The sequence below is a fragment of the Hymenobacter daecheongensis DSM 21074 genome, from assembly GCF_900141805.1.
Taxonomy (GTDB): domain Bacteria; phylum Bacteroidota; class Bacteroidia; order Cytophagales; family Hymenobacteraceae; genus Hymenobacter; species Hymenobacter daecheongensis.
Window position 1 is genome coordinate 42,843 of sequence record NZ_FQYN01000006.1, and the last position, 23,307, is coordinate 66,149.

Annotated in this window: 18 protein-coding genes; 9 read left to right on the plus strand and 9 right to left on the minus strand. The window is 62.6% G+C overall.

The window, feature by feature from the left end; translation table 11 throughout:
* Nucleotides 1-196 precede the first annotated feature (196 nt).
* Entirely contained in the window at nt 197-1,180 is a 984-nt protein-coding gene (gene floA, locus BUB62_RS12360) for a flotillin-like protein FloA (protein ID WP_073110521.1), read from the minus strand.
* A gap of 73 nt (nt 1,181-1,253) precedes the next feature.
* The gene (locus BUB62_RS12365) at nt 1,254-1,775 is read right to left on the minus strand and encodes an NfeD family protein (protein ID WP_449544969.1); all 522 of its coding nucleotides are present in this window, start codon (nt 1,773-1,775) and stop codon (nt 1,254-1,256) included.
* Between the two features lie 69 nt (nt 1,776-1,844).
* Between BUB62_RS12365 and BUB62_RS12370 the strand changes: the two genes are divergently transcribed.
* Complete coding sequence (locus tag BUB62_RS12370; RefSeq protein ID WP_084539037.1) at nt 1,845-2,438, plus strand: Crp/Fnr family transcriptional regulator; 594 nt, start codon at nt 1,845-1,847, stop codon at nt 2,436-2,438.
* A gap of 73 nt (nt 2,439-2,511) precedes the next feature.
* Nucleotides 2,512-3,072 (plus strand): DinB family protein, encoded by a 561-nt coding sequence (locus tag BUB62_RS12375; protein WP_073110523.1) that lies wholly within the window; start codon nt 2,512-2,514, stop codon nt 3,070-3,072.
* Between the two features lie 153 nt (nt 3,073-3,225).
* Here BUB62_RS12375 and proS read toward each other — a convergent pair whose 3' ends face one another.
* On the minus strand, nt 3,226-4,701 hold the full coding sequence (gene proS / locus BUB62_RS12380; RefSeq protein ID WP_073110525.1) for a proline--tRNA ligase: 1,476 nt from the start codon (nt 4,699-4,701) through the stop codon (nt 3,226-3,228).
* Between the two features lie 209 nt (nt 4,702-4,910).
* Here proS and BUB62_RS19050 point away from each other — a divergent pair, with 209 nt between their 5' ends.
* Together BUB62_RS19050 and BUB62_RS12390 are read left to right on the plus strand one after the other, a co-directional pair.
* Nucleotides 4,911-6,332, plus strand: a complete 1,422-nt coding sequence (locus BUB62_RS19050) for a hypothetical protein (protein ID WP_073110526.1) — start codon at nt 4,911-4,913, stop codon at nt 6,330-6,332.
* A gap of 63 nt (nt 6,333-6,395) precedes the next feature.
* Nucleotides 6,396-7,961, plus strand: coding sequence for an OmpP1/FadL family transporter (locus BUB62_RS12390; protein WP_073110527.1), 1,566 nt, complete (start codon nt 6,396-6,398; stop codon nt 7,959-7,961).
* A gap of 93 nt (nt 7,962-8,054) precedes the next feature.
* On the opposite strand, the gene BUB62_RS12395 is transcribed toward BUB62_RS12390, so the two are convergent.
* Nucleotides 8,055-8,996, minus strand: coding sequence for a hypothetical protein (locus BUB62_RS12395; RefSeq protein ID WP_073110528.1), 942 nt, complete (start codon nt 8,994-8,996; stop codon nt 8,055-8,057).
* 251 nt (nt 8,997-9,247) lie between these two features.
* Here BUB62_RS12395 and BUB62_RS12400 point away from each other — a divergent pair, with 251 nt between their 5' ends.
* On the plus strand, nt 9,248-10,735 hold the full coding sequence (locus BUB62_RS12400) for an energy transducer TonB (RefSeq protein WP_073110530.1): 1,488 nt from the start codon (nt 9,248-9,250) through the stop codon (nt 10,733-10,735).
* A gap of 135 nt (nt 10,736-10,870) precedes the next feature.
* Nucleotides 10,871-12,229 carry a hypothetical protein gene (locus tag BUB62_RS12405; RefSeq protein ID WP_073110531.1) on the plus strand — a complete coding sequence of 453 codons (1,359 nt, stop codon included), beginning with the start codon at nt 10,871-10,873 and terminating at the stop codon, nt 12,227-12,229.
* A 12-nt stretch (nt 12,230-12,241) separates the two neighbouring features.
* Here BUB62_RS12405 and BUB62_RS12410 read toward each other — a convergent pair whose 3' ends face one another.
* Together BUB62_RS12410 and BUB62_RS12415 are read right to left on the minus strand one after the other, a co-directional pair.
* The gene (locus tag BUB62_RS12410) at nt 12,242-13,684 is read right to left on the minus strand and encodes an aldehyde dehydrogenase (protein WP_073110533.1); all 1,443 of its coding nucleotides are present in this window, start codon (nt 13,682-13,684) and stop codon (nt 12,242-12,244) included.
* Between the two features lie 69 nt (nt 13,685-13,753).
* A complete protein-coding gene (locus BUB62_RS12415; protein WP_084539040.1) occupies nt 13,754-15,352 on the minus strand; it encodes an ArnT family glycosyltransferase in 1,599 nt (532 codons plus the stop codon).
* Nucleotides 15,353-15,442: 90 nt separating this feature from the next.
* Here BUB62_RS12415 and BUB62_RS12420 point away from each other — a divergent pair, with 90 nt between their 5' ends.
* Nucleotides 15,443-17,206 (plus strand): DUF6311 domain-containing protein, encoded by a 1,764-nt coding sequence (locus BUB62_RS12420; protein ID WP_073110535.1) that lies wholly within the window; start codon nt 15,443-15,445, stop codon nt 17,204-17,206.
* A gap of 8 nt (nt 17,207-17,214) precedes the next feature.
* Here the strand turns inward: BUB62_RS12420 and BUB62_RS12425 are convergent, their stop codons facing one another.
* From BUB62_RS12425 to BUB62_RS12435, 3 genes are read right to left on the minus strand one after another with little or no spacing between them, the layout of a single operon-like run.
* The gene (locus tag BUB62_RS12425) at nt 17,215-18,771 is read right to left on the minus strand and encodes a DUF2079 domain-containing protein (RefSeq protein WP_084539041.1); all 1,557 of its coding nucleotides are present in this window, start codon (nt 18,769-18,771) and stop codon (nt 17,215-17,217) included.
* Nucleotides 18,772-18,784: 13 nt separating this feature from the next.
* The gene (locus BUB62_RS12430) at nt 18,785-19,768 is read right to left on the minus strand and encodes a glycosyltransferase family 2 protein (protein ID WP_073110538.1); all 984 of its coding nucleotides are present in this window, start codon (nt 19,766-19,768) and stop codon (nt 18,785-18,787) included.
* Nucleotides 19,769-19,777: 9 nt separating this feature from the next.
* Nucleotides 19,778-20,521, minus strand: a complete 744-nt coding sequence (locus BUB62_RS12435; protein ID WP_073110539.1) for a class I SAM-dependent methyltransferase — start codon at nt 20,519-20,521, stop codon at nt 19,778-19,780.
* A 429-nt stretch (nt 20,522-20,950) separates the two neighbouring features.
* On the opposite strand from BUB62_RS12435, the gene BUB62_RS12440 reads away from it, so the two are divergent.
* Nucleotides 20,951-22,501 carry an ArnT family glycosyltransferase gene (locus BUB62_RS12440; protein ID WP_159437459.1) on the plus strand — a complete coding sequence of 517 codons (1,551 nt, stop codon included), beginning with the start codon at nt 20,951-20,953 and terminating at the stop codon, nt 22,499-22,501.
* A 49-nt stretch (nt 22,502-22,550) separates the two neighbouring features.
* The gene (locus BUB62_RS12445) at nt 22,551-23,099 is read left to right on the plus strand and encodes a carbohydrate binding domain-containing protein (RefSeq protein ID WP_073110541.1); all 549 of its coding nucleotides are present in this window, start codon (nt 22,551-22,553) and stop codon (nt 23,097-23,099) included.
* Nucleotides 23,100-23,307: the final 208 nt, after the last annotated feature.

The window sequence follows — 23,307 nt, forward strand, 5'->3', positions numbered from 1 at the left end:
TGTGCTGATGCAAAGCGCCTGTCATCCTGAGAAAAGCGAAGGACCTTTCTCCGTTAAGCGACAAGCTTTTTAAAATGAGCAAAGCCCTTTACCACGCAAATGGTAAAGGGCTTTGTGCGTTGAATGACAATTGCAGTAGCTGAAGAGGAAGATCCTTCGCAGGCTCAGGATGACAGACGAAATTTTTAGCAGCTTATCAACTCGGCTTGGTGCTGCTGCCCTGGCCGCCGGGGTTGGCGATGGAGTCGCGCATGTCGGTGTCGGCTTGCACGTTGCGCATTTTGTAGTAATCCATCACGCCGAGGTTGCCGGAGCGGAAGGCGTCGGCAATGGCTTTCGGGATTTCAGCTTCGGCCTCCACCACGCGAGCTTTGGCCTCCTGGGTTTTGGCGCGGTTTTCCTGTTCCACGGCCACGGCCATGGCGCGGCGCTCCTCGGCCTTGGCTTCGGCCACCTTCAGGTCGGCGTTGGCCTGATCTATCTGGAGCTTGGCCCCGATGTTGGTGCCGATTTCGATGTCGGCGATGTCAATGCTCAGGATTTCGAAGGCTGTGCCGGCATCGAGGCCCTTGCTGAGCACGAGCTTGGAGATGCGGTCGGGGTGCTCCAGCACTTCCTTGTGCGACACCGACGAGCCGATGCTGGTCACGATGCCCTCACCCACGCGGGCCAGAATGGTTTCCTCGCCGGCCCCGCCTACCAGCTGCGTGATGTTGGCCCGCACCGTGACGCGGGCAATGACGATAAGCTGAATGCCATCCTGCGACACGGCGGCCACATTCGGCGTATTAATCACCTTCGGATTCACGGAAGTTGTGACGGCCTCAAACACGTTGCGGCCCGCCAGATCAATAGCCGTGGCTTGCTTGAAGGTGAGCGGAATGTTGGCCTTGTCGGCCGAAATCAGGGCTTTAATAACGCTGGGCACGTTGCCGCCGGCCAGGTAATGCGTTTCCAGCTCGTTACTGGTGAGCTGCAGGCCGGCTTTAGTAGCCGTGATAAGCGAGTTGACAATGAGCGTGGGCGACACCTTGCGCACCCGCATCAGCACCAGCTGGAACAGGCTGACCCGTACCCCCGAGAAGATGGCCGTAATCCAGAGGCTGATGGGGAAAAAGTACAGGAAAACCAGCAGGGCAACGCCGGCAATGGCAACCGGAACGACGGGAAAATTATTCATGCGGACAGGATAAGTTGGCGGGGCAAGGTGGCGCTTAAATCGATGCAATAATAATGGGCAGCTGACTTTATGCTCAAGCCACCGCTTCCACGATGATGCGGTTCTGCTCTATGCGCAGCACCCGCACCGCCGCTCCGGTCGGCACGAACTCGCCCCGCGTCACTACTTCGCGGCGGTGCTCGGCAAAGAGCACCGTGCCCGAGGGCCGCAGCGCCGAAATGGCCCGGCCCACGGTGCCGGGCTGCACGTCGGGCAGGCGGGCATCGCGCACGTGGGTGTCGTTTACTTCGGTGAGGGCCAGCCGCGCCATGTTCTTGGGCCGCAGGCCGATGTAGATGATGATGCCGGCCAGCACCAGCGCCGTGACCAGCGTGACGTGCCCGGCCGAGGTACCCAGGTCGCGGTAGCCGAACCAGATGCCAGCTGCCAGCAGCGCGAAGCCCGCCAGCCCCACCACCGTGGTGCCGGGAATGAACAGCACTTCGGCAATGAGAAACAGCAGGCCGAAAAACAGCAGCAGGGCAATGCTAATCCAGTCCATGAGGTGAAAACGGTAGGGGTGAGGGTGCTCTAAAGATACGCAGAAAGCCGCCACGCCGCGCAGTATGTTCGGCGGCCAAAGTGTTAGCTTCGCCTGTTGCCCGCGCCTTTACTTTCCCTTCTTATGTCGCTTATTTCCGCCACCCCCGCCGCCGCTGCCCCCGAGCTATTGGCAGCCCTGTTGCGGCAGGTGCCTTTTCTGACGGAAGAAGACATTGCGGCCTTCGTGCCGCTCTGGCACAAGTCCGTCCGGCTGCAGCGCGGCGACTTCCTGATTCGGCCGGGACAGGTGGAGCACCATTTGTACTTCGTGCGGGCGGGCACGCTGCGTATCTTCTACCCCAGCCAGACCGAGGAAATCTGCGTGGGCTTCGCCTACGGCAACACACTGGTGTGCTCGTTTCCGTCGTTCGTGGCCGGGCAGCCATCGGAGTACAGCATTCAGGCACTGCGCAAAAGTGAGCTGATCGGTATCAGCCGCGCCGATTTTTCGGCCATCGTGGAGGCGCGGCCCAACTTCGCCCGGTTCTGGCGGCTGGAGCTGGAGCGGGCCGTGATGGGCCGCATCGAGCGGGAAATTGACCTGCTACTGCCCGAGCCAGAGCGGCGACTGGCGCGCCTGCTGGCCCGCAGCCCGCACCTGTTTCAGCTGGTGCCCAAAAAATACATTGCCTCCTACCTGCGCATGACCCCCGAAACGCTTAGCCGGCTGCGCTAAATCTTGCGCTCAATCAAGATTCTGCCCGGCCAGATTGGAGAGTTTTGTAGCCCGCACCAAACCGCATTTTGTCATGAACTCCCGCGCTTTTCTCGAAGCCCTGCATGGCCGCGTGCAAGCCCTGCACACCACCGTCAGCACTGACTTCGCGCCCCTGGAAGCCGCGCTGCTGAACGTCAAGCCCAGCCCAACCAGCTGGAGCATTCTGGAGTGCCTGGAGCACCTGAACCGCTACGCCCGCTACTACCTGCCGCAGCTGGCCAAGGCGCTGGCCCAGCCGGCCGGGCCAGCGCCCACCGATTTCAGCCACAGCTGGCTGGGGCGGAAATCCATTGAGGCCGTGCGGCCCGAAAACCAAAAAAAGCAGAAAACGCTGGCCCGTATGAACCCCAACCAAAGCCAGCTCAGCCCTGCCACCATAGCAGAGTTTCTGGCGCACCAGCAGCAATTGCTTGCTTTGCTTGCCCAAGCCAAAACGACTGATTTGAGCCGCAAAGCCATTCCGGTCGAGTTTTTCCGGCTGCTGAAGCTAAGTATTGGCGACGCGCTGGAGTTTGTAGTAGCCCACCAGGAGCGGCATGTGCTGCAGGCGGAGCGTGTGCGTCAGCAGCTGCATCTGGAGTTGCGCGTGTGAAGCCAAGCTTAGTTTGGAATATAAAAAGAACGTCCTACCGAGCGAAGTCGAGGTATCTCGCGTGCTGATGTTGGATTAGTAATCCAGTGTCAGCACGCGAGATACCTCGACTTCGCTCGGTAGGACGTTCTTATCTGCTTTAAAATAAGTTGTTTAGTAAGCCCGGGCGAAATACACGCGGCGGGCACTGGGCTTGCCGGTGAGCATATCCACGCCTTGCTCGTCGGGCTCGGCCAGGGCCAGGCAGCGGATGGTGGCTTTGGTTTCTTCCTTGATGCGCTCCTCGGTTTCGGAGGTGCCGTCCCAATGCGCTACCACGAAGCCGCCCTCACCTTCGAGGGCCTGCTTGAACTCCTCGTAGGTATCCACGCGGGTGGTGTGGGCTTCGCGGAAGCGTAGGGCCTTGTTGTAGATGTTGGCCTGAATGTCGTCGAGCAGCGCGGCAACGTGGTCCACGATGTCGGCCAGAGGCAGGTTCATTTTCTCCTTGGTGTCGCGGCGGGCCACTTCCACGGTGCCGCTTTCCAGGTCGCGCATGCCCACGGCAATGCGCACGGGCACGCCTTTCAGCTCCCACTCCGCAAACTTGAAGCCTGGCCGCTCGGTGTCGCGGTCATCAAACTTCACGCTGATGCCGCGGTCCAGCAGGCCCATCTGCATAGGGCGGATGCGCTCGGCCAGCTCTTCCAGCTGCCCGGCCTTATAAATGGGCACGATAACCACCTGAATCGGGGCCAGCTTGGGCGGCAATACCAAGCCTTCGTCGTCGGAGTGCGCCATTACCAGAGCGCCCATCAGGCGGGTGCTAACGCCCCAGCTGGTGCCCCATACGTGCTCCAATTGGCCTTCCTTGTTGGTAAACTGCACATCGAAAGCCTTGGCAAAATTCTGCCCCAGGAAGTGCGACGTGCCGGCCTGCAGGGCTTTGCCGTCCTGCATCAGTCCTTCGATACAATACGTATCCAGGGCACCCGCAAACCGCTCGTTTTCCGACTTCACGCCTTTCACCACGGGCAGCGCCATCCATTCTTCGGCAAACTGGGCGTACACGTCCAGCATCTGGCGGGTTTCGGCAATGGCCTCCTCGGCCGTGGCATGGGCCGTGTGGCCTTCCTGCCACAGAAATTCGGCGGTGCGCAAAAACAGCCGGGTGCGCATTTCCCAACGCATCACGTTGGCCCACTGGTTGATGAGCAGCGGCAGGTCGCGGTAGCTCTGAATCCAGCCTTTGTAGGTGCTCCAGATAATGGCCTCCGAGGTGGGCCGGATAATGAGTTCTTCCTCCAGCTTGGCGTTGGGGTCCACGCGCAGCTTGCCGGGGTTGTCGGGGTCGGTCTGCAGACGGTAGTGCGTCACTACGGCGCACTCTTTGGCAAAGCCCTCGGCGTTTTTTTCCTCGGCCTCAAACATGCTTTTGGGCACGAGCAGCGGGAAGTAGGCGTTCTGGTGGCCCGTGCGCTTGAACATATCGTCGAGCTGGCGCTGCATCTTCTCCCAGATGGCGTAGCCGTAGGGTTTGATGACCATGCAGCCGCGCACGGCCGAGTTTTCGGCCAGGCCCGCCCGCTTCACCAACTCATTGTACCACAGTGAATAATCTTCACTGCGCTTGGGCAAACTTTTACTCATATTCGGGGTATCTTTGGTAGGGGGAAAAGCGCCTAAAGCTGGTACAGGATTTGTCCTTGTTTCGGGGCACCGTTTCGCCGCCAAATTACGTTAAAAATAAACCGGCGTAACCGGCGATTGTCAGACAACCATTCGCGGGTTTTCGCCCTCTTCGGGGTAACGGTTTACACGCTCTCCCTCTTCCGGCCCTTTCTTACGCGCAAGCAGCCATGAAAAAGATCTTAACCGCATTTTTGCCGGCCCTGTCCCTGCTCGCGCTGGGCAGTTGCGCCAGCACCTCGCAGCTCGCCTCTACGGAGGACGACGGCGTGTATTACTCCTCCAAAGACCGCACCACCCGGAATGCCACCGCCTCCGCGGCTCCTTCTTCCGGGCAGAGCGATGCCCGCGCTGCGCAAGATCCTAATGACAAGGCGGATACCGATGCCGGTGCTGACGAAGCCACTAACCCGGAGTACCGGAGGGAAAGTGGCCGTGCCTCGGGTTCAGCCAGCCGCACCGAGTACTACGATGACGACTACGGCTACTCGGCCCGCATCCGGCGCTTCCACCAGCCCGCGTTCCGGGGGTTCGGCTACGGCTACTATGATTTTGCCTACGTTGACCCCTTCTGGTACGGCGGCGGCTTTTCGCCCTACGGCTGGGGGCCGGGCTACTATGGCGCGTTCTACGACCCGTTTTATGACCCCTTCTACGGCCCCTATGCCTACGGCGGCAGCTTTGTTAATATCAACATCGGCTTTGGCCGACCCTACTACAACCCCTGGCGCTTTGGGGGCTTTGGCTACGGCTACGGCTATGGCGGCTTCGGCGGCTACCGCAACGGGTATCGCAACGGCTATTATGATGGTCTGAACAGCGGCTATAGCTACGGCGGGCGCGGTGCCGGTACCAGAACTTACTATGGCCCCCGGCGCGACGGAGCCCGCGAGGCTACCTCGGCCGCTGCGGGCCAGGGCAACGCCGGGCGGGGCCGGGGCCGCATCGAGGAAGGCGGTATTGCCAACCCAAGCGGTGGCGGCTCGTCTACGGGTGGCTTTTCCAACGGGGGCAATGGCAGCGGCACCTCGACCGTGGCACCCGGTCGGGGCCGCGGCCGCATTGTGGAAGGCCAGAGCAGTGGCACGGCCGTGTCGGAAAGCACGATTCGGCAGAATCCAAGTGGCCAGTTCAATAACGCTAGTGAGGCAGCGGATAAGCAGTTGAAAGAGCGGGAGATGCGTCGGAGCCAAATTTCGGAGGCCGAGCAGCCGCGCCTGAACACGGAAAGCTCGCGGGGCCGCTGGCGGGTGGTGGAGAATGGCGGCGGCACCGATGCCGCTCCGGCCACCACGCCCCAGGACTACGCCCAGCCCCGGCGCGGGAGCTACCGCGAAATGCCCCAGCCCCAGCAGGCCGGCGGCGATGACGAGCAGCCTCAGCGGGTTCGGCAGCGCGTATTCGGCAATGCTGACCAGCCCAGCCGGTCGCGGGAGCAGCCGGCGGAGCAACCCCAGCGCCAGCGCTATTCGGAGCCTTCCCGCTCGGAGCCTTCGCGCACGTACTCCGCTCCTCGCAGCTCCGGTAGCGACAACAGCGGCGGCGGTGGTAACAGCGGTGGCGGCTCGCGCGGCCGGGGCCGGATGCAGTAAGCCGGGCCTCGCCAACTCCTTGATTGTGAACAGCCGGGTAGCCGGCTCCCTTCCTTTTTCCTGATGAAAAACCTGAAATATGGCCTTGGCCTGGTCCTGATGGGACTGGCCGGCCACGCCTTTGCCCAGAATGAAACGGATGCGCTACGCTATTCGCGGATTCAGTTTGGGGGGCCGGCCCGCACGCTGGGCATCGCTGGGGCCAACGTGGCGTTAGGCGCTGACCTGGGCAATTTGAGCAGCAATCCGGCCGGCCTGGGTCTGTTCCGCAAGTCGGAGTTCAGCTTCACGCCAGGGCTGGGGCTGGGGCAGGCCGAAACGCAAGCGCCGGGCGCCGATACCCGGCTCACGGCCAACCGCAACAGCTTCCACGTCGGCAGCTTTGGGGCCGTGTTCACCAACCGCCTGACCGACGACGACATCAGCTCGGACTGGCGCGGCAGCAGCTTCGGCATTGGCTTCACCCGCCTGAACGACTTTAACGCCCAGTACCGCTACACCAACACCGTGAGCGAGAACCGCTCGTTTTTTGAGCGCCTGCGCAATCCGGAATTCGTGGATGGCAGCCTGATTGGGGCCTACGATGACATTGATGCCCAGTATAAGGATGGGGAATACGTGTCGCTGGACGGGCTGGCCTACGGCGGCCTGCTGACAGGCTTCTACGACAAGAAAAAGCGGGCCGACCCCCGGGTGCCGGAAGACTCGCTCGGCACCATTCGGCGCGTGGGGCCCATCACGCAAAATGAAACGGTGCTCACCACCGGCGGACAGAATCAGTTCGACTTCGCCTTCGGGGCCAGCTACAAAGACCGGCTCTACGTGGGAGCCAGCGTGGGCCTTGTCACCAGCAGCTACAACGAGACGCGCACCTTTCAGGAAACGGAGGCCAACGACCCCAACAACACTACGCCCTTCCTCAGCCTGAGCCGGCGCGACCAGGTGGAAACCCGCGGCACGGGCCTCAACCTGAAAGTGGGGGCCATATACCGCCTGAACGATGCTGTGCGCCTGGGCGGCTCGGTGCAGACGCCCACCTTCATGCGCCTCACCGATAACTACTCTACTTCGCTGGATACGCGCTTTTCGGCGCTGCCCCAGCCGGGTACCGCGCTTTCGGCCTCGGTGAAGTCGTTGCCGGGCGAGTACACTTATTCGCTCACCACGCCGTTCCGGGCTTCGGGCGGGGCCGCCGTCACCATTGGCAAGCATGGCTTTCTGACCGGCGACGTGGAGTATCTGAACTATAGCCAGGCCCGGTTGGGCGGCGACGCCGAAACGAACAACACCTACGCCTTCGACCGGGAAAACAACAGCGTGAAAGCTCTGTACCACTCGGCCGTAAACGTGCGCTTCGGTGGCGAGGCCCGCTTGGATGTGTTCCGGGTGCGGGCTGGCTACGCCCGCTACGGCGACCCATTCAAAACCAACGAGTTTGACCGGACGCAGCAGTACTTTACCGGCGGTCTGGGCCTGCGGCAGGGCAACTTCTTCCTCGATGCCGCCGCCGTGTACGCCCTCGACAAACGCTACAGTCAGTCGTATTCGCTGCCCAACGCGGCGGCCCCGGTCATCCGCATCGACGGCAACCGCTACACCACGTCCGTTACCATCGGCTCCACGTTTTAAGGAGTTGAATAGCTGCGGATCAAACCCAAAAAGGGGCGTTCCGGTCAGGAGCGCCCCTTTTTGGGTTTACTTAAGCCGGAATCAAAAGCCTCCTTACTTCGTGACGCGCACTTGCAGGAGCACGGTCGGAACGGGCGCGGTGAGGATTTCCTGCACGAAAAACAGCCCGGATTTCTGGTCCTGGGTGCGGAAGGCGTAGACCTGGCCTTTGGCAAGCGGCGCGGTGCGGGTGGCTGGGGCGTTGGGGTTGCCCGCGAACAGGTCGGTCAGCTCCTGGCCGGTGTCGGCGGCATCGAAGCCGGCCTTATCCAGGGCGGTAGACCGGAAAGCGGTGGGGCGGGCGGGCCAGGCGGCCAGATGCGCGATGGTGTCGGTGGGAGCGGCCAGTACGATGCCGTTGCGGGTGGCTACATACACCACATCGATCAGGCTCTGGGCCGCCGCATTGGTGCGCACCGTGAAGCGCGGCAGCGTGAGGCCGGGCAGCAGCGCCAGAAAGCTGCGGCGGTTGCCGCCGGCCCCAGGGGCCTGCAACTGAGCAGTGTAGCGGTGGTAGGTGAGGCGCAGCGAGTCGCTGTTGCGCAACTGCAGCTGAAAGCTCCGGCTCACCTTATTGCCCTCCGCGTCTTCGGCCTCGAAGCGCCACTTTTCCCGGCCCGAGGTCGTGCGGGCGTTCAGCGTGGTCTGGAGAAGAAATTCGCGCGCGGACATGGCCGAATCGAGAAAAACCAGCTCCGGGTCTTGGTTGGCCGCCACCGTCACCGCGTCGTAGTCGGCCCGTTCGCGCAGCGGGTTTTTGGTGGGCGTGTAATTCACGAAGATGCGCACATGCGTTAGCAGCCGGTCGGCGGTGCGCACGCTGCTGTAGAGCTTGAACGTAACCGTGTCGCCAGGCGTGGTGAGGATGCGGTCGAAGCTGGTGTAGCGGCTGCTGCCCACCAGGTCCAGGCGCGGCCCGGCCGGGGTTTTGGAACAGGCTACCAGCAGGCTGAGCAGGAGCGGGGCGGGCAGAAGCAGAAGCAGGCGATGACGCATAGAGAGCAAAGGTCGGAAGGAAGCCGCGAAGTTTTGGCGGCGCGGCCGGCGCGGGGCCGCCAGCCGCGCCGAAATCAATATCTTTAAACCGCTAACGCCCCAGCCCGGGTTCTATTTCAGCGCGCCGTAGGTGGGGCCCGCGGACAGAGTGGCCCGGCCGCGACTGGGGCCGGCTCAGCCCCAAGTTTGCAGGAAAAAATGCCGGGGCAGCGTTTGTTTCTGAGTTTTTCGCGTAGAATGGCCTCATGCGTATGCTCCAGATAAAAACCCGCTTCCTGCTCGGAGCACTGCTTCTGGCCGGCCTGGGAAGCTGCCAGCGCGAAAAGCCGGTTCGCGCCGCCCCCGCCGAGCCCGCTGCCCCCGCGCCGGCCCTGAACGACTCCTTGCCCCAAACCCCGGCCACGGGCCAGACTATAAACCGGACCTGGCACCGCTTAGCCCAGCGCACCCGCCGCAACGCGCCGCTGGTGTACCGGCGCGGCACCACGCGGCCCTTTGCCGCCGATACCGCCGCCCCGCCGCCCTCCGAAGCCCGCCTGCACGACCTCACGCTGAAGGCCAGCGAGTATTTTCAGATTGACCCTACCCAGCCCGCCGAAGTGCACGGCCGCGAGGGCACCATCGTGCGCTTGCCGGCGCAGGTGCTCGTGAATGCCAGCGAAAAGCCCGCCACCGGTCCGGTGTGGGTAGAGCTGAAGGAGTGCTACACGGTGGCCGATATGCTGCTTTCCAACCTCTCGACGGTGACCCCGGAGGGCGACCTGCTCGATTCGGGCGGCATTGTGCTGGTGCGGGCATCGGCACACGGGCAACCGCTGCACGTAGCGGCGGGGCAGGCTTTTCAGCTCGAAATGCCATTTGTGCGCCGCCAGAAAGGCATGCGACTTTTCTACGGCCAGGGCAGCCGGCGGCAGCAGCCCGCACACTGGGTGGCGGCCGGCCCTATCGTGCGCCACCCAGCCCCGCCGGCCGTTGCCACCCAAGCTACCCAAATGCCCAGCTACGGCAGCGGCCCCGCCGATATCAACCGCCTGATCCGGTATCCGGCGGCGGCGCTGGCCAGCCGCACTGAGGGCCTAGTTTACGTTTCCTTCGTGGTAGATGAAGGTGGCAAGGTGCTGAGCCCCAATGTCGTGCGGAGCCTCGGCGACGGCTGCGATGAGGAGGTGCTGCGCGTGCTGGCTCTCACCTCCGGCCACTGGACCCCGGCCCGGCAGGGCGGCCAGCTGGTGCCCGTGAAGATGACGCTGCCCATCCGCTTCTCCCTGCAGCAGCAGGGCCAGATGACGGCCGAAAATAGCCCCGACCCCGCCGCCAACGCCGACACGTTGCCCGCCACCGACGAAGGCGACGACCACCCCGAAGTCTCCGAGCCGGCTGCCGCGCACTACGCCTTCCAGGCTGACAGGCTGGGCTGGCTGACTTGCGAGCGGGAGTGGCGGCCCGCCGGGGCGCAGGCTGCTTTCACCGCCACTGCCGATACCGAGCCCACCACCAGCGTGCATCTGGTATTCCGCGAGAGCACCACCATCGTGGCGGGGGAGCCACGGGCCGAGGGCTACCATTTTGCGGGCGTGCCGGCCAACCAGCGGGCGGTGGTGGTGGGCGTACAGTACCGCAACGGTACGCCGTATCTGGCTATGCAAGAAACCGTTACGGGACAGCGAGAAACAGAGACGCTGGAGTTTCGGGAAACGACGCTGGCTGAGCTGGAAAGGGAGCTGGAGAAGCTGCAGTAGCCGGGCAGCCTGCGTTAGGACAGAGTGGTTTGGGGAGAAAAGAAAAACCAGTGCTATTTGCAGCCGGTTTGCCGCCCGCGCCTTTTGGTGGCTGCGGCGGGTCAGTCAACCAGTACGTTTTGCCGAATATTTTTCATGATTCCTCCCGGTTCGCTCCGCGCGACTAGTCCGGTCCTGTTGGCAGGCATTGGCTTGCTCTTCGTGCTGGAAACGCTGTTTTTTACGTATCTGCGTGGCGGCCTTGGGCCATATTGGAGCCCGTTGGTGCTGTATCTGCTGGGCTTGGCGCTGTGCCTGCTCACGGCCCGCGCCGTGCTGGACTCGCGCTTTCAATGGCCCGCTCCCGCCGCCGGCCCCCGGACCGTGCTGCCCCGGCTGGCCATCGGTGCCGGCCTCACCTTTATCAGCTGGCTGATTACGGCTCCGGTTATCGCCAAGCTCGTCGGGCGGGTGCAGGTGGCGGATATTGGGGTAAAGTCGGATATCATCCCTGCGTTGCAGGTCTACGTAACCCGGTTTCTGGGGCCGGAGACGGTTTATCGGCCCATCACACTGCTGGGCTACACGTTTCTGCCCAATTATCCGCCCCTGCAGTGGCTGCCGTTTGTGCCGGCCGAGCTGTGGGGCCTCGACTACCGGGCTTGGGCATTTGGCCTGCTGCTGCTGGCGCTGCTGCTGGCGTACCAGTGGCCGCTGGCCCGGCTGGCCCTGCCGCGGGGCGAGTGGCTGCTGAAAGCGGTGCTGCCCGTGCTGGTGCTGCACTTCGCCGTGCTGACCGATAAGAACATGTACAGCCTCACGGTGGAAAGCCTGATTGTAGGCTACTACTTGGTGCTGGCGGGCGGCACGCTCAGTAAAAACCCGTGGCTCAAAGCGTTGGGGTTGGTGCTATGCCTTTTGTCGCGGTTTTCGCTGGCGCTGTGGGTGCCGCTCTACGGGCTGCTGCTGCTGTGGGAAAACCGGCGGCGCGGCTGGCTCACGGCCGGTTTGGCGCTGGCCGTGGTGGTGCTCATCTTCGGTCCTTTCCTGCTCTCCGACCCCACTATTTTCCTGCGGGCCCAGCTGGAAAATATGGGCATTGCCGAGGGCGAATGGCAGCGCATCGACCCCCGCGCCGTGCCGCCGCTGCCCATGCACCTGTTCAACGGCGTGGGCTTCGCGCCCTGGTTCTACGATATGACCGGCACGCTCACGGAGCGCATTGCCCGGCTGCAAACGGTGCATTTCGCAGCCTGTACGGCCATTGTGGTGCTTAGCGGCGGGCTGTTCTGGCGCTTCCGCCACCGCTTCGACCCGCGCCTAGCCGCGCTGCTCAGCCTGAAAGTCTACCTGGCCACTTTCTACGGCTTCCTGATCATTCCTTACACGTATCTGGCCTCTGTGAGCCTGTTCACGTCCTTGTTTGTGGTGCTGCTGGTAAGCCGAAAAGCTCCGTTTCTGGTGCCATTCACGCAAGCCGCGCCGTTGGATGGGGGTACAGAGCCGGAGGCGTAAAGTCGACCAAACTCACAGCTTCACGCACACATTCTGGGCCTCGGTGAAAAACCGCAGCGCTTCCAGCCCGCCTTCGCGGCCCACGCCGGAGTTCTTCATGCCCCCGAAGGGCGTGCGCAAGTCTCGCAGCAGCCAGGTATTGATCCAGACCACGCCGGCGTGCAGCTGGTGGGCTACACGGTGGGCGCGGTCTAGGTCGCGGGTCCAGATGGTGGCAGAGAGGCCGTAGTCGGTGCCGTTGGCCCATTCCAGCGCCTCGGCCTCGGTGTCGAAGGGCGTGAGCGTGACCACGGGACCGAAGATTTCCTCGCGGTTGGTGCGGCAGTCGGGGGCCAGGCCCTCAAACACGGTGGGCTGCAGGAAGAAGCCCCAGGCGCAGCGCCCTTCAGGCCGCACGCGTTGCCCGCCGGCCAGCAGCGTGCCGCCTTCCTGTTGGGCTAAGTCGATGTAGGACTGCACTTTCAGTAAATGCGCTTCGCTCACCAATGCGCCTTGCCGGGTGGTGTCCAGCTGCGGGTCGCCGACGGTGAGCGTGGCCACGCGGGCCAGGAAAGCGGCCTTGAACTGCTCATAGATAGGCCGCTCGATGAAGATGCGCGAGCCGCAGAGGCAGATCTGGCCCTGGTTGCTGAAGCTCGACTGCACGCTGGTGCTCACGGCCGCCGCCAGGTCGCAGTCGGCGAAGATGACGTTAGGGTTTTTGCCGCCCAGCTCCAGGCTTAGCTTTTTGAACATGGGCGCGGCCGTGCGGGCAATATGCTCGCCGGTTTTGGTGCCGCCCGTGAAGCTGATGGCCTTCACCAGCGGATGCTCCACAATGGCCTGCCCCGCGCCCGGCCCCGTGCCGTGCACGATGTTGAGCACGCCCGCCGGCAGCCCCGCCTCTTGGCACAGTTCGCCCAGCAGAAAAGCCGTGGCGGGCGTAATCTCCGAAGGCTTGGCCACCACGCAGTTGCCGGCGGCCAGCGCGGGCGCTATTTTCCAGGTGAAGAGGTACAGCGGCAGGTTCCAGGGCGAAATGCAGCCCACCACGCCCAGCGGGTGCCGCACCGTATAGTTCAGCGCCAAGCCTTCCTGGAAGTGGGTTTCGGAAGCAAAATGGCTGATGCCGGTGCCAAAAAAAGCGAAGTTGCTGGCCGCCCTGGGGATGTCCACCACGCGGGCCAGGGCTACTGGTTTGCCGTTGTCCTGGCTTTCGGCCTGGGCCAGCCGCTCCAGGTTCTGCTCAATCAGCTCGGCAATGCGCACCAGCAGGCGGCCCCGCTGCTCGGCCGGCCGGGCCCGCCAAGCCGGAAACGCCGCCTGAGCCGCCTGCACGGCCAGCGCCACATCAGCCGCGTCGGAGTCGGGGATGCGGCCGTAGACCTGGCCGGTGGCGGGGTCGATGTTGTTGAGGTAGCGGCCGGCGGCGGGCGGTACAAACCGGCCGTTGATGAAGTTCTGAATCTGGAGCATGGAGCAGCGGAAAAGCTGGCTTGGGGCGAAAACAAAGCTACGAAAAGCCGCTACGGCGCGCCAGGTGACCTACCAGCCAGCAGGTTTGGCAGCCGGTGGGGCCGGCGGCTGGGGTAGCACGGCCTCCACGCGCAGCGTCGCGCAGGAATCCTGCGCTTGCACGGGTTGCACGCGGTAGTATTTGCGCAGGGCCTGGTGAGCTGCCGCGCCGCACACTACCACCAGCTGGCCCGGCGCAAGGCCTTGCATCTCCGGGTAAAGCACCTGCACGGTGTCGTGGCGCGACTGGCGGGCGGTCAGGGCGTAAAATTCCAGCGGGGCATTGTAGCTGCTGATGGGCGGGTCGGTGCTGGCGTGGGCCACTACATAACTAGTAGGGGCGCCGGGCTGCCGGGCCTGCCAGCGTAGGTAGGGCCCGTAGTTAAAGGCGGCCACATCGTAGCGCCGCCGGTATTCTTTGCCTAGCCGCAGGTGCAAGGCCACGAAGGACGGAATAAAGGCCGCGCCCACCAGCAGCGCCACGGCCAGGCCCGGCTTCAGCCCCCACACCAGCGGCCGGCCGGCCGCCACCCGCCGCAGCATCATCAGCCAGCATTGCCGCAGCCACACCGCCAGCCCCGCTCCCAAAACCAGCGCCAGCAGCGGGAATAGCGGGGCGCTATACCAAGCCAGCTTCGTGGTCGAGCTACTAATAATCAGCAGAAAAACGCCGCCCGTGGTGGCCGCCAGCGTGAAGAAGCGATGGACCGGCCGCCGCACCGGGCGGCGCAGCAGCAGCCAGCCAGACAGGAGCACCCACGGAGTCCAGAGCAGGAATTGCTGACTTACGAACGGGGTCAGGTACCAGTACCAGGGCGCGGCGTGGTCTTCGAGGCCGCTGAGCATGCGGCCGCCCAGCTCGTTTTGCCACACCGCCTGCAGGTAGCCGGGCGCGGCCTGCTCGCGCAGCCAATACCAGAGCGCGGGCGGGGCCAGCGCCAGCACGGCAGCCAGCCACGTGGCCGGCTGGCGGAGCAGCGCCGACAGCCGCCCGCGCCGGGTAATTTCGAGTAGAATGCCGGGCAGGAAAAACAGGCCGGCCACGCTTTTGGTGAGCACCGCCAGCGCCACGGCCGCGCCGGCCAGCAGCAGATAGCGGCGCTGCCGGGTCTGGAGCCAGGCAAAGGCGGCCAGCAGCTGCGCCGTGAGAAAAAGCAGCAGCAGCGTTTCGTAGTCAGCAGTGCGGGCCACGTGGTGCGTGATGAAGCCCTTGCTGCTGAGCAGGGCCAGGCCCGCCAGCAGCCCGGCCAGTGGGCCACCCAGCCAGCGCCGGGCAAAGGCTGCCACCAGCGCCACCAGCGCCAGCGCGGCCAGGGCCGTGGGCAACCGCACGGCCCATTCGGAGTAGCCCAGCAGCGAAATGCTCAGGGCCTGCAGCCAGATGAGCAGCGGCGGCTTCGTGTTCCAAAGGTCGGGCTGGCCAGCGTAGTGCGCCACCAGCCAGTTGCCGGAGCGTAGCATTTCGGCCGCATTCACGGCCAGCCGGGCTTCATCCCAAACCTGCAGCGGGGCGGCCCCCAGCCGCCACAGCAGACCGGCCCCGGCCGCCGGCAGCAGCGGCAGCCACCACCAGCGCCACAGGGCAGCTAAGGAAAAAGGACGGGCGCGGGAAGGCAAAGGTGCGGGCATAGACGAAAGGAATCCGGCCAAAACTAGCGAATTTGCCCGCCTGAATGCTGGCTGGTGGCTATTTCGGCCCACCCAATTTCTCTCTATTCCATGAAATCAGGTTTTTCCCGCTGGCTGCTGCCGCTGCTGATCTACACGCTGCTCTTCGGGGTGTTCAGCTGGCCGCTGGCCGCGCATTTCACCACCGGCTTTCTGGGCTTCGCCGGCCACGATGCCAACCAGTATGTGTGGAATGCCTACAATTTCCGGCAGGCGCTGGCCGCGGGAAAGAATCCGTTTTTCACCGATCTGCTGCTTTATCCGCAGGGCTCGTCGCTGATTATGCATACCTATACGCCCATTATCGGGCTGCTGAACTCGGTGCTGAACCAGCCGATTCTGGCCGTCAATGTTGCGCTGCTGCTGAGCTTCGTGCTGTCGGGGGTGGGAGCGTACCGGCTGTGCGGGCGCTGGGTGGCCAACCCGGTGCTGTGCCTGCTGGCGGGCGTGGTTTTCGCTTTTTCGCCCTACAAGCTGGCCCATCTGCCCGAGCACTACCACCTGCTGCTCACGGCCGCGGTGCCATTCTACGCGTGGGCTTTTCTGGAAGCGTTTCAGTTTGAAACCGGCCGGCTGGGGCTGCGGGTGCGGCGCTGGAGTCAGGTGGCGGTGTGCGCGGCCCTGGGCTTCGTCACGCTGCTCAGCGACTACTACACGCTGTTCGGGCTGCTGTATTTTTCGCTGGGCTACGCGCTGTATTACTGGTGTGGGCTGGGCCAAATCAACTGGCGGCGGCCCCGGCCGTGGCTGATTCTGGTCCTCACGCTGGTCGTCTGCCACATTGGCTCCCGGCTGCTGGGCCTCAGCGGCGTGCCCGACAATGCTGGGTTCTGGTGGGGCGGCGACCTGGCCGGCTACCTACTGCCGCCCACTACTAGCCGCTGGCTGAGCACGGCCTTCACCGAGCGGCTGCTGCAGAATAGCCCGATTTTCAACATGCCCGGCTCGGTCGAAAATGTGATGTTTCTGGGCTATTGCCTACCGCTACTGCTGCTATTGACGCTGCTGCTGCGCCGGCCCAAGGCCGGGCTGGCGGAAAACCAACCCTCGGACTGGGCGCCGCTGCCGTGGTTGCTGCTGCTGTTTTTTATGCTGACGCTGCCGGCGGTACGGGTTTTTGGTAAGGAAATTCTGCGGCTGCCTACCGGTCTGGTGCATTATCTGCCTTTTCTGAACAACATCCGCTGCCCTACCCGCCACGTTTCCTACGTGGCCCTGCTATTGCCGCTGGTTCTTTTCGCGCGGCTCGACCCCTGGCTGCGGGCGCGGCTGCAGCCGGCCGGGCGCTGGGCGTTTTCGGGGGCGCTGCTGGGCCTTGTGCTGATTGAGTTTCAGCCCGCGCCCGCGCCGCTGATGGACTCCACAGCCATTCCGCGGGCCTACCGCGAGGTGGCGCAACTGCCGGGCGACGTGCTGTTTCCCATTCCCTTCGGCCTGCTCGATGGCTACCAGACTAAGGGCGTGATGAACTCCGACGAGCTTCTGTACCAGACCATTCACCACAAAAAAATACCGGGAGCCTACATTTCGCGCATCCCCCAGGCTACTTTCCATCAGTTCGATCAGGATCCGGTGATGCACGCGCTGCTCCAGCGCCAGACCTTTCCCGACTCTGCCCTAGTGGCCGTGCCCACCGCCGCGCAGGTCAGCGCGTTTCTGCGCCGGTATCAACCCGCGGCCTTCCTGGTGCATCCCGACTACCGCAATCAGCCGGTGCACACACTGTTGCGCGAGCTGCTGCGCGGGCGCGGCTACCAGGAGCGGGAGGTAGACGGCTACGTGCTGCTGCACCAACCTACCCCCGCGCCGCATTGACCGAATACTTATTTATAGCGCAGCGAATCAGGTAAATCGGTGATGCGCTGGGGGAAATAGCGCCGCTGCGGCGGCCGGGCCGGGCCGGTGCGCCGCAGAATAAGCAGCGGCCGCTGGTCGTGTACTACCTGCCACTGGCCCGAGCGTTGGTAGTCGGTCAGGCGCTGCTCCAGGGCATCGTTGCTAGGGAAGGGATACGGGTTGTCGTCGCGCAGCACGGCCAGGTAGTCCGCGTCGGTAGCGTCGGGGAAGAGGTAGATGAACGGTCGAAAAGCCAGGTGCGGCACCAGCGGCGATGAAGCACTGACCGGCACGTCGGCCGGAATTAATTGCAAGCCCCGGTGCACCGCCGCAACATCAAATCCGCGGCGGTAGTGGCGGGGCATGTAGAACTGGGCCGCGCTCTTATCATACCACTCCGAAACCCGCACCTCCATCGAAACCAGCGTGGCTGCCAAAGTAACAAGGGCTGCCAGCGCCCCCAGCCGGGCGGCCCGCGGCGGCGCGGCTTGCAGCAGCCAGTGGCCCAGCGCCAGGTTCAGAATGGGCACAAACTCGATGGAATACTGCGCGTTCAGCCCCCAGTGTACGAATTGCGCCGAAAACAGCTTTTGCGCATAAATCGGCAGCAGCATGAGCAGATAAGCCGGGCGGCGCAGCAGCGCGTAGCCTCCCGCAAGCAGCACCATCAGGTGCAGCTCCAGCTTCACGTAGTCGCCGATGGGCTCGTTGGCCAGGTGGTTGGCAAACAGCAGCCGGGCCAGATACGCGGGCTGCGTGAGGTGGCGCAGCAGCTCGCCCGGCGTGCTGCCCAGGGCCACGTAGTTGCGCTGGTGGTAAAACGCCCGCCCTTCGCTCAGCACCGGAATCACGAAGCGCACGGCTACCAGAAAGTAGACGGCCGCCAGGCCCGCCAGCCCCAGGGCCAGTAGCACGCGCGGACGCTGGTGGCGGTGCAGCACGGCCAGGCCCAGGGCCACAAATACCAGCCAGAGCGCCACGCCTTCCTTGGTAAGCAGCAGCCCGCCAAAGAGCAGCATGGTAGGCACGCGGCGGTTTTGCTCGAAGAAGTAGAACAGCCACGGCAGCAGCATAGCTGCCACTACATTGTCGTGATAATCGAATGCCAGAGCCGAAAAAATGCCCCAGATGCTCAGAAACTGCACCAGCAGCGCCAGCGCCGCTCCCGTTTGGGCTCCGCCGCTCCGCAGCTGGTGCACCCGGTAGGCTCCGTAGCCGCCCAGCAGCACCGCCCCGATCTGGACCACCAGCAGACTATAGGAGCCCAGCACCCAGTATAGCGGCGACCACAGCAGCTGGGCCAGCATCAGGTGGTCGCCGAGCAGGTTATTGTAGCGCATGATGGAGCTGGCACTCCACCGCCAATGGGCGTAATCCCAAAGGGCCTGGTTGAAAATGCCCAGGTCGTAAGCGTAAGTACGGAAAGCGTAGTGGTTGTAGAGCGAGAGCAGGGCGTAGCTCAGCCCAAAAAACGCCAGCGCTGCCGCTACCCACCGGGCCGGCCGCCGCACCTGTCCGGTCCGGAATATTGCGGGTAGATTCATGCTACGCGCCGCATTAGCCCGGCTGCCGCAACGGGGCCGGCTCCGTTGGCCCGGCAATGTTCGTGTCCGAGATGATGTAGAGCGGACGCTGGCGCACGTTGGCGCTCAGCCGGGCAATGTACTCGCCGATGATGCCCACGGCAATAAGCTGCACGCCGCCCAGAAACAGAATGCTGACCATCAGCGAAGCCCAGCCGGGCTCGTACTCGTGGCTGACGAAGCGGGCATACAGCGTGTAGAGCATGACCAAAAACGCCACGCCCGACACCAGAAAGCCGCCGATGGTAGCTGCTTTCAGCGGGGCATCGGAGAAGCCGGTGATGCCGTCCAGGGCCAGCCGGATCATCTTGCGGTAGGTGTAGCCGGTCTCGCCGCCGGCCCGCTCGGCGCGGTCATACTCCAGGTAGGTCTGGCGGTAGCCGATCCAGGAAATCTGGCCGCGGATAAACTTGTTCTGCTCCGGCATCTGCTTCAGCGCATCCACCACCTTGCGCGAAATAATGCGGAAGTCGCCGGTATCTACCGGGATGGAAATGCTGGTGATATTGGCCAGCAGGCGGTAGAATAGCTTGGCGGTGAGCTTCTTGGCCGCGCTTTCGCCCTGGCGCGAGCGGCGCTTGGCGTATACTACTTCGTAGCCCTCTTTCAGCTTCTGATACAGCGCGGGAATCAGTTCCGGCGGGTCCTGCAAGTCGGCATCAATGATAACCACGGCCTCGCCCGCCGCCAGGTCCAGCCCGGCCGTCACGGCAATCTGGTGGCCGAAGTTGCGGCTGAAATCGATGTAGCGCACCCGCGGGTCGCGGGCCGCCAGGTTCTGCACCAGGGCCAGGGATTTATCGCGCGAGCCATCGTTGATAAAGATGAACTCGTAGCGCAGCTGCATTGGGTCCAGCACCCCGCTTAGGCGGGTGTAGAGCGTAGCAATGTTGTCTTCCTCGTTGTAGATGGGAATAATGACGGAAAGATCGGGGGCGTGAGGGTGACGCACAGACATACGAATAAATTAGACGGGCTTCCGGGCCAGCGCAAAGGTGCTGATGCCTACGGGAAGATTGACATGACGCAACAGGCGATTTTCAAGCCGCAGCAGCGTGAGCAAGGCTCCATTCAGCGCTCCGGGCAATAGTTTCAGGTCGCCGGAAGGAAGGCTTTTGGGTGTGGGGCGCAGGCGCTGGAGCAGCCGGACGGCCGCGGCGGGCGCAAACAGCGCGGAGTTCCAGTAGGAAAGCCGCTCCACAGTCAGGTTTGCCCGTGTGAGCGCCACGCGCAGCTGCGGGCCGGAATAGCGCCGAAAATGATGATTTACCACGTCGTGCTCGCTCCACAGCAACTGAAAGGCCGGCACGAACACCAGCAGCCGGCCGCCGGGCCGCAGCACCCGCCGCCATTCGAGCAAGGCCCGCTGTTCGTCCTCAATATGCTCCAGCACATCCGAAGCCACCACCACATCGAAGCTGGCATCGGCAAAGCTCAGCCGGGCACCGTCCATCTGCTGCACGTTCGGAATCTGCCGCTGCCGGGCCAGGGCAATGGCCGGCTCACTCAGGTCGATGCCCGTCAGATTGGAGTAGCCTTCGGCCCGTAGCCGCTGCTGCAGCGGGCCGCCAGAACAGCCCACTTCCAGAATGGCGGCATCTTTGGGCAAGTGCATATTCTGGATAAGCGCGAACACAGCATCGCGGCGGGCCCGAAACCACCAATGCTGCTCCTCCAACTCATGATAGGCTGTCTCGTACGCTGAATCCATAGCACAAAGGTATTTGATTAGGTGAAGTATCCGGATGGGGCTTTCAGATTGGCCGGAGCCGCCGGTTCACCCGGCTTTGGCAGTGATTGTACCTGCCTAGCTGCCTAAATGCTAGGACTTATCGCCTAGCAAAGTGTCGTAAGCTTGCCCGTGGGCATGGTTTTCCTGATGTATAAAGTTCCTACCTTCGCGTGCTGCGAAGGATGTTTTCATGATTGTTTCTGAAAAAACGCCTTTTGCTGTTGCTGTTGACCTTTGCCGCTTTGGATTCTGAGGTTGAGCAAAAGCAGAATAAGCACCCCAACAAAAATCAGTGTGCTACTCAGATGCTTTAGAGAATGGCAAAATGAGCGTTTCGTCGAATCAGGCGAGGCTAACTTTGTCCGGCCCTTCTTCTTTTTATAGTTTTTAATGGATACAGCTTGGGTGTTGAGTGCTCCTCAATTTGTGTTGCTGGCAGTCACGGGGCTGCTGGCCGTCGGTAGCGGCATGGCCTGGATCCGGGGCCGCTATGGTTTAGCTTTAGGCTTGCTTATGGTGGCCGCCTTCGCACTACGGCTGCTCATGGCCTCGCTCGATCCTTTTCTGCATGAATGGGATGAGCGCTATCATGCCTTGGTCGCCAAGCACATGATAGCGGATCCGCTCCAGCCCCTGCTACGCGACCGAGCCTACCTCCCCTACGACTACAAAAGGTGGGGCGGCAATATGGTGTGGCTACACAAGCAGCCGTTGTTTTTATGGCAAATGGCCCTGAGTATGAGTCTGTTTGGGGTCAATGAGCTAGCGTTGCGGCTTCCTAGTGCTTTGCTTACTAGTTTGTTACTGTATCCGGTGTATCGTTTGGGCTACCTGCTTTTCGCTAGCCGCGATACTGCTTACCTGGGCGCGGTACTGGTAGCATTTGCTTATTTTCAGCTCGAACTGGTCAGTGGCTATATTGGCATGGACCACAACGACGCAGCCTTTTTGGTATACGTCACGGCCAGTATCTGGGCGTACTATGAGTATCGGGCCGCCACCCAGCGCCAAGTGGCGTGGCTGGTAGCGGTGGGCGTGCTGGCCGGGGCGGCCGTATTGTGCAAATGGCTTACGGGCCTGCTGGTATATGCTGGCTGGGGAATAGCCTTGCTTCTCGACCCGGTGCGCCGCCGCGCCTTTGCCGAGTATGTCCGGCTAGCAGCTTCGGCGGGCGTGGCCGTTCTGGTGTTTCTGCCCTGGCAATTGTATACGGCTTGGCGCTTCCCACTCGAAAGCGCTTATGAGCGGGCGTATAACACGCGCCATTTTTTTGAGAAGCTGGAAGGCAACGATGTTCCTTGGTACTATCACTTCACCATGCTGCCCGTGCACTACGGCGTCATGTTAGGGCTGGTAGTGGTAGGTATCGTGTGGGTGCTACGGCGCGGCTTCCGGCTAGTGGAGATATTTAGTATTGTGGGGGTTGCACTTGTGTTTTTCACGCTGGCGGCTACCAAGATGTTCACTTACCTCTACGTGATAAGCCCACTGCTGCTGCTACTGGCCGCCGTGCCGCTCGGGGCCGCGGCCGCTTGGGTGCGGGCTCGGTCAGGGCAGGCAAGACCCGCCACGCTGATTGTGGGTCTACTAGGGCTTATCTGGCTCGATGCCCGGCCCCTGGCTATCTATAATCGCCACTTTCAGGAAGAATATTTCCCGATGATGCGCGGCTCCATAGGGCGCGCCCGTTACCTGAACAATACCGCCATTTACCGTACTCTGGATGCCAACGTACCACCCGGCTACGTCGTTTTCAATGCCCCAGACGGCGACGAGATAGCCGCTATGTTCCACTGCAACCGCCCGGTTTATGCTTGGTGGCCCTCGGAAGCAGAGCTGGCAACTTTGCAGGCGCAGGGAATGCGCGTGGCGGTGTTTCCCGACCGCCCAGACCGCGTAGTGCCGGACTATGTACGGCAGTCGCCGGGAGCTATTCTGCTATGGGGTAATCCCCGATAGCCATTGCCTGTTACCTTTGTTAGTCCCTTTTTTTTACTTGTTTTCTGTCATGATTAAACACTTGCCCGCCGCCGCACTTCTGCTGACTCTGTCACTGGCCGGATGCTCTCCCAAGACTGATGACGCGCAAAGCGCCAACGTCTTAGCTGAAAACGACTTTGACCACCTCGATGGCTGGGCGGGCGATTTGCCGGCATTGGCCACGCTCTCCAAAACCAAAGCCCACTCTGGTGCCTACAGCACCAGCGTTCGGCCTGGGTTCGATTATAGCCTGGGCTTCAGCAATGTGCTGGGCAAGCTCACGGATAGACGGCCACAAAAAATCACTATCAGTGCTTGGGTGATGCTCCCCAACGACCAGGCAAATGCGCGTCTCGTAGTAGAAATCAAGGATCCGAATAAGTCGGATGACCTACTATATAAAGCTTTGGAGCTGCGCTCGGTAGTGAAGAAGTACAACGAATGGCAGCAAGTTGAGCAGACCATTGAAATGCCGGCCACTGCTGCTGTTACCAGCCGGCTGCTAGTTTATCTGTGGCGCGCCGATAGCAATGAGCCCGTCTATCTGGACGATATGAAAATAAGCCGAGTAGATTAATCTGCTTGCCGGTATCCCTACCGTCCCGAAATTTGAGACGGGCACAAAATATCCGAACGTCAAGTGCAACTTGGCGTTCGGATATTTTGTGCCCGTCTCAGGCGGTATTTTCGGATCGAAACCATGCCGGGCAGCGGCCTGACTTCTGTGCTTCCTTGAGAGATTCAAGAAATTTGAACTCCCTGCAGTGATAATGAAGATGGCGGAG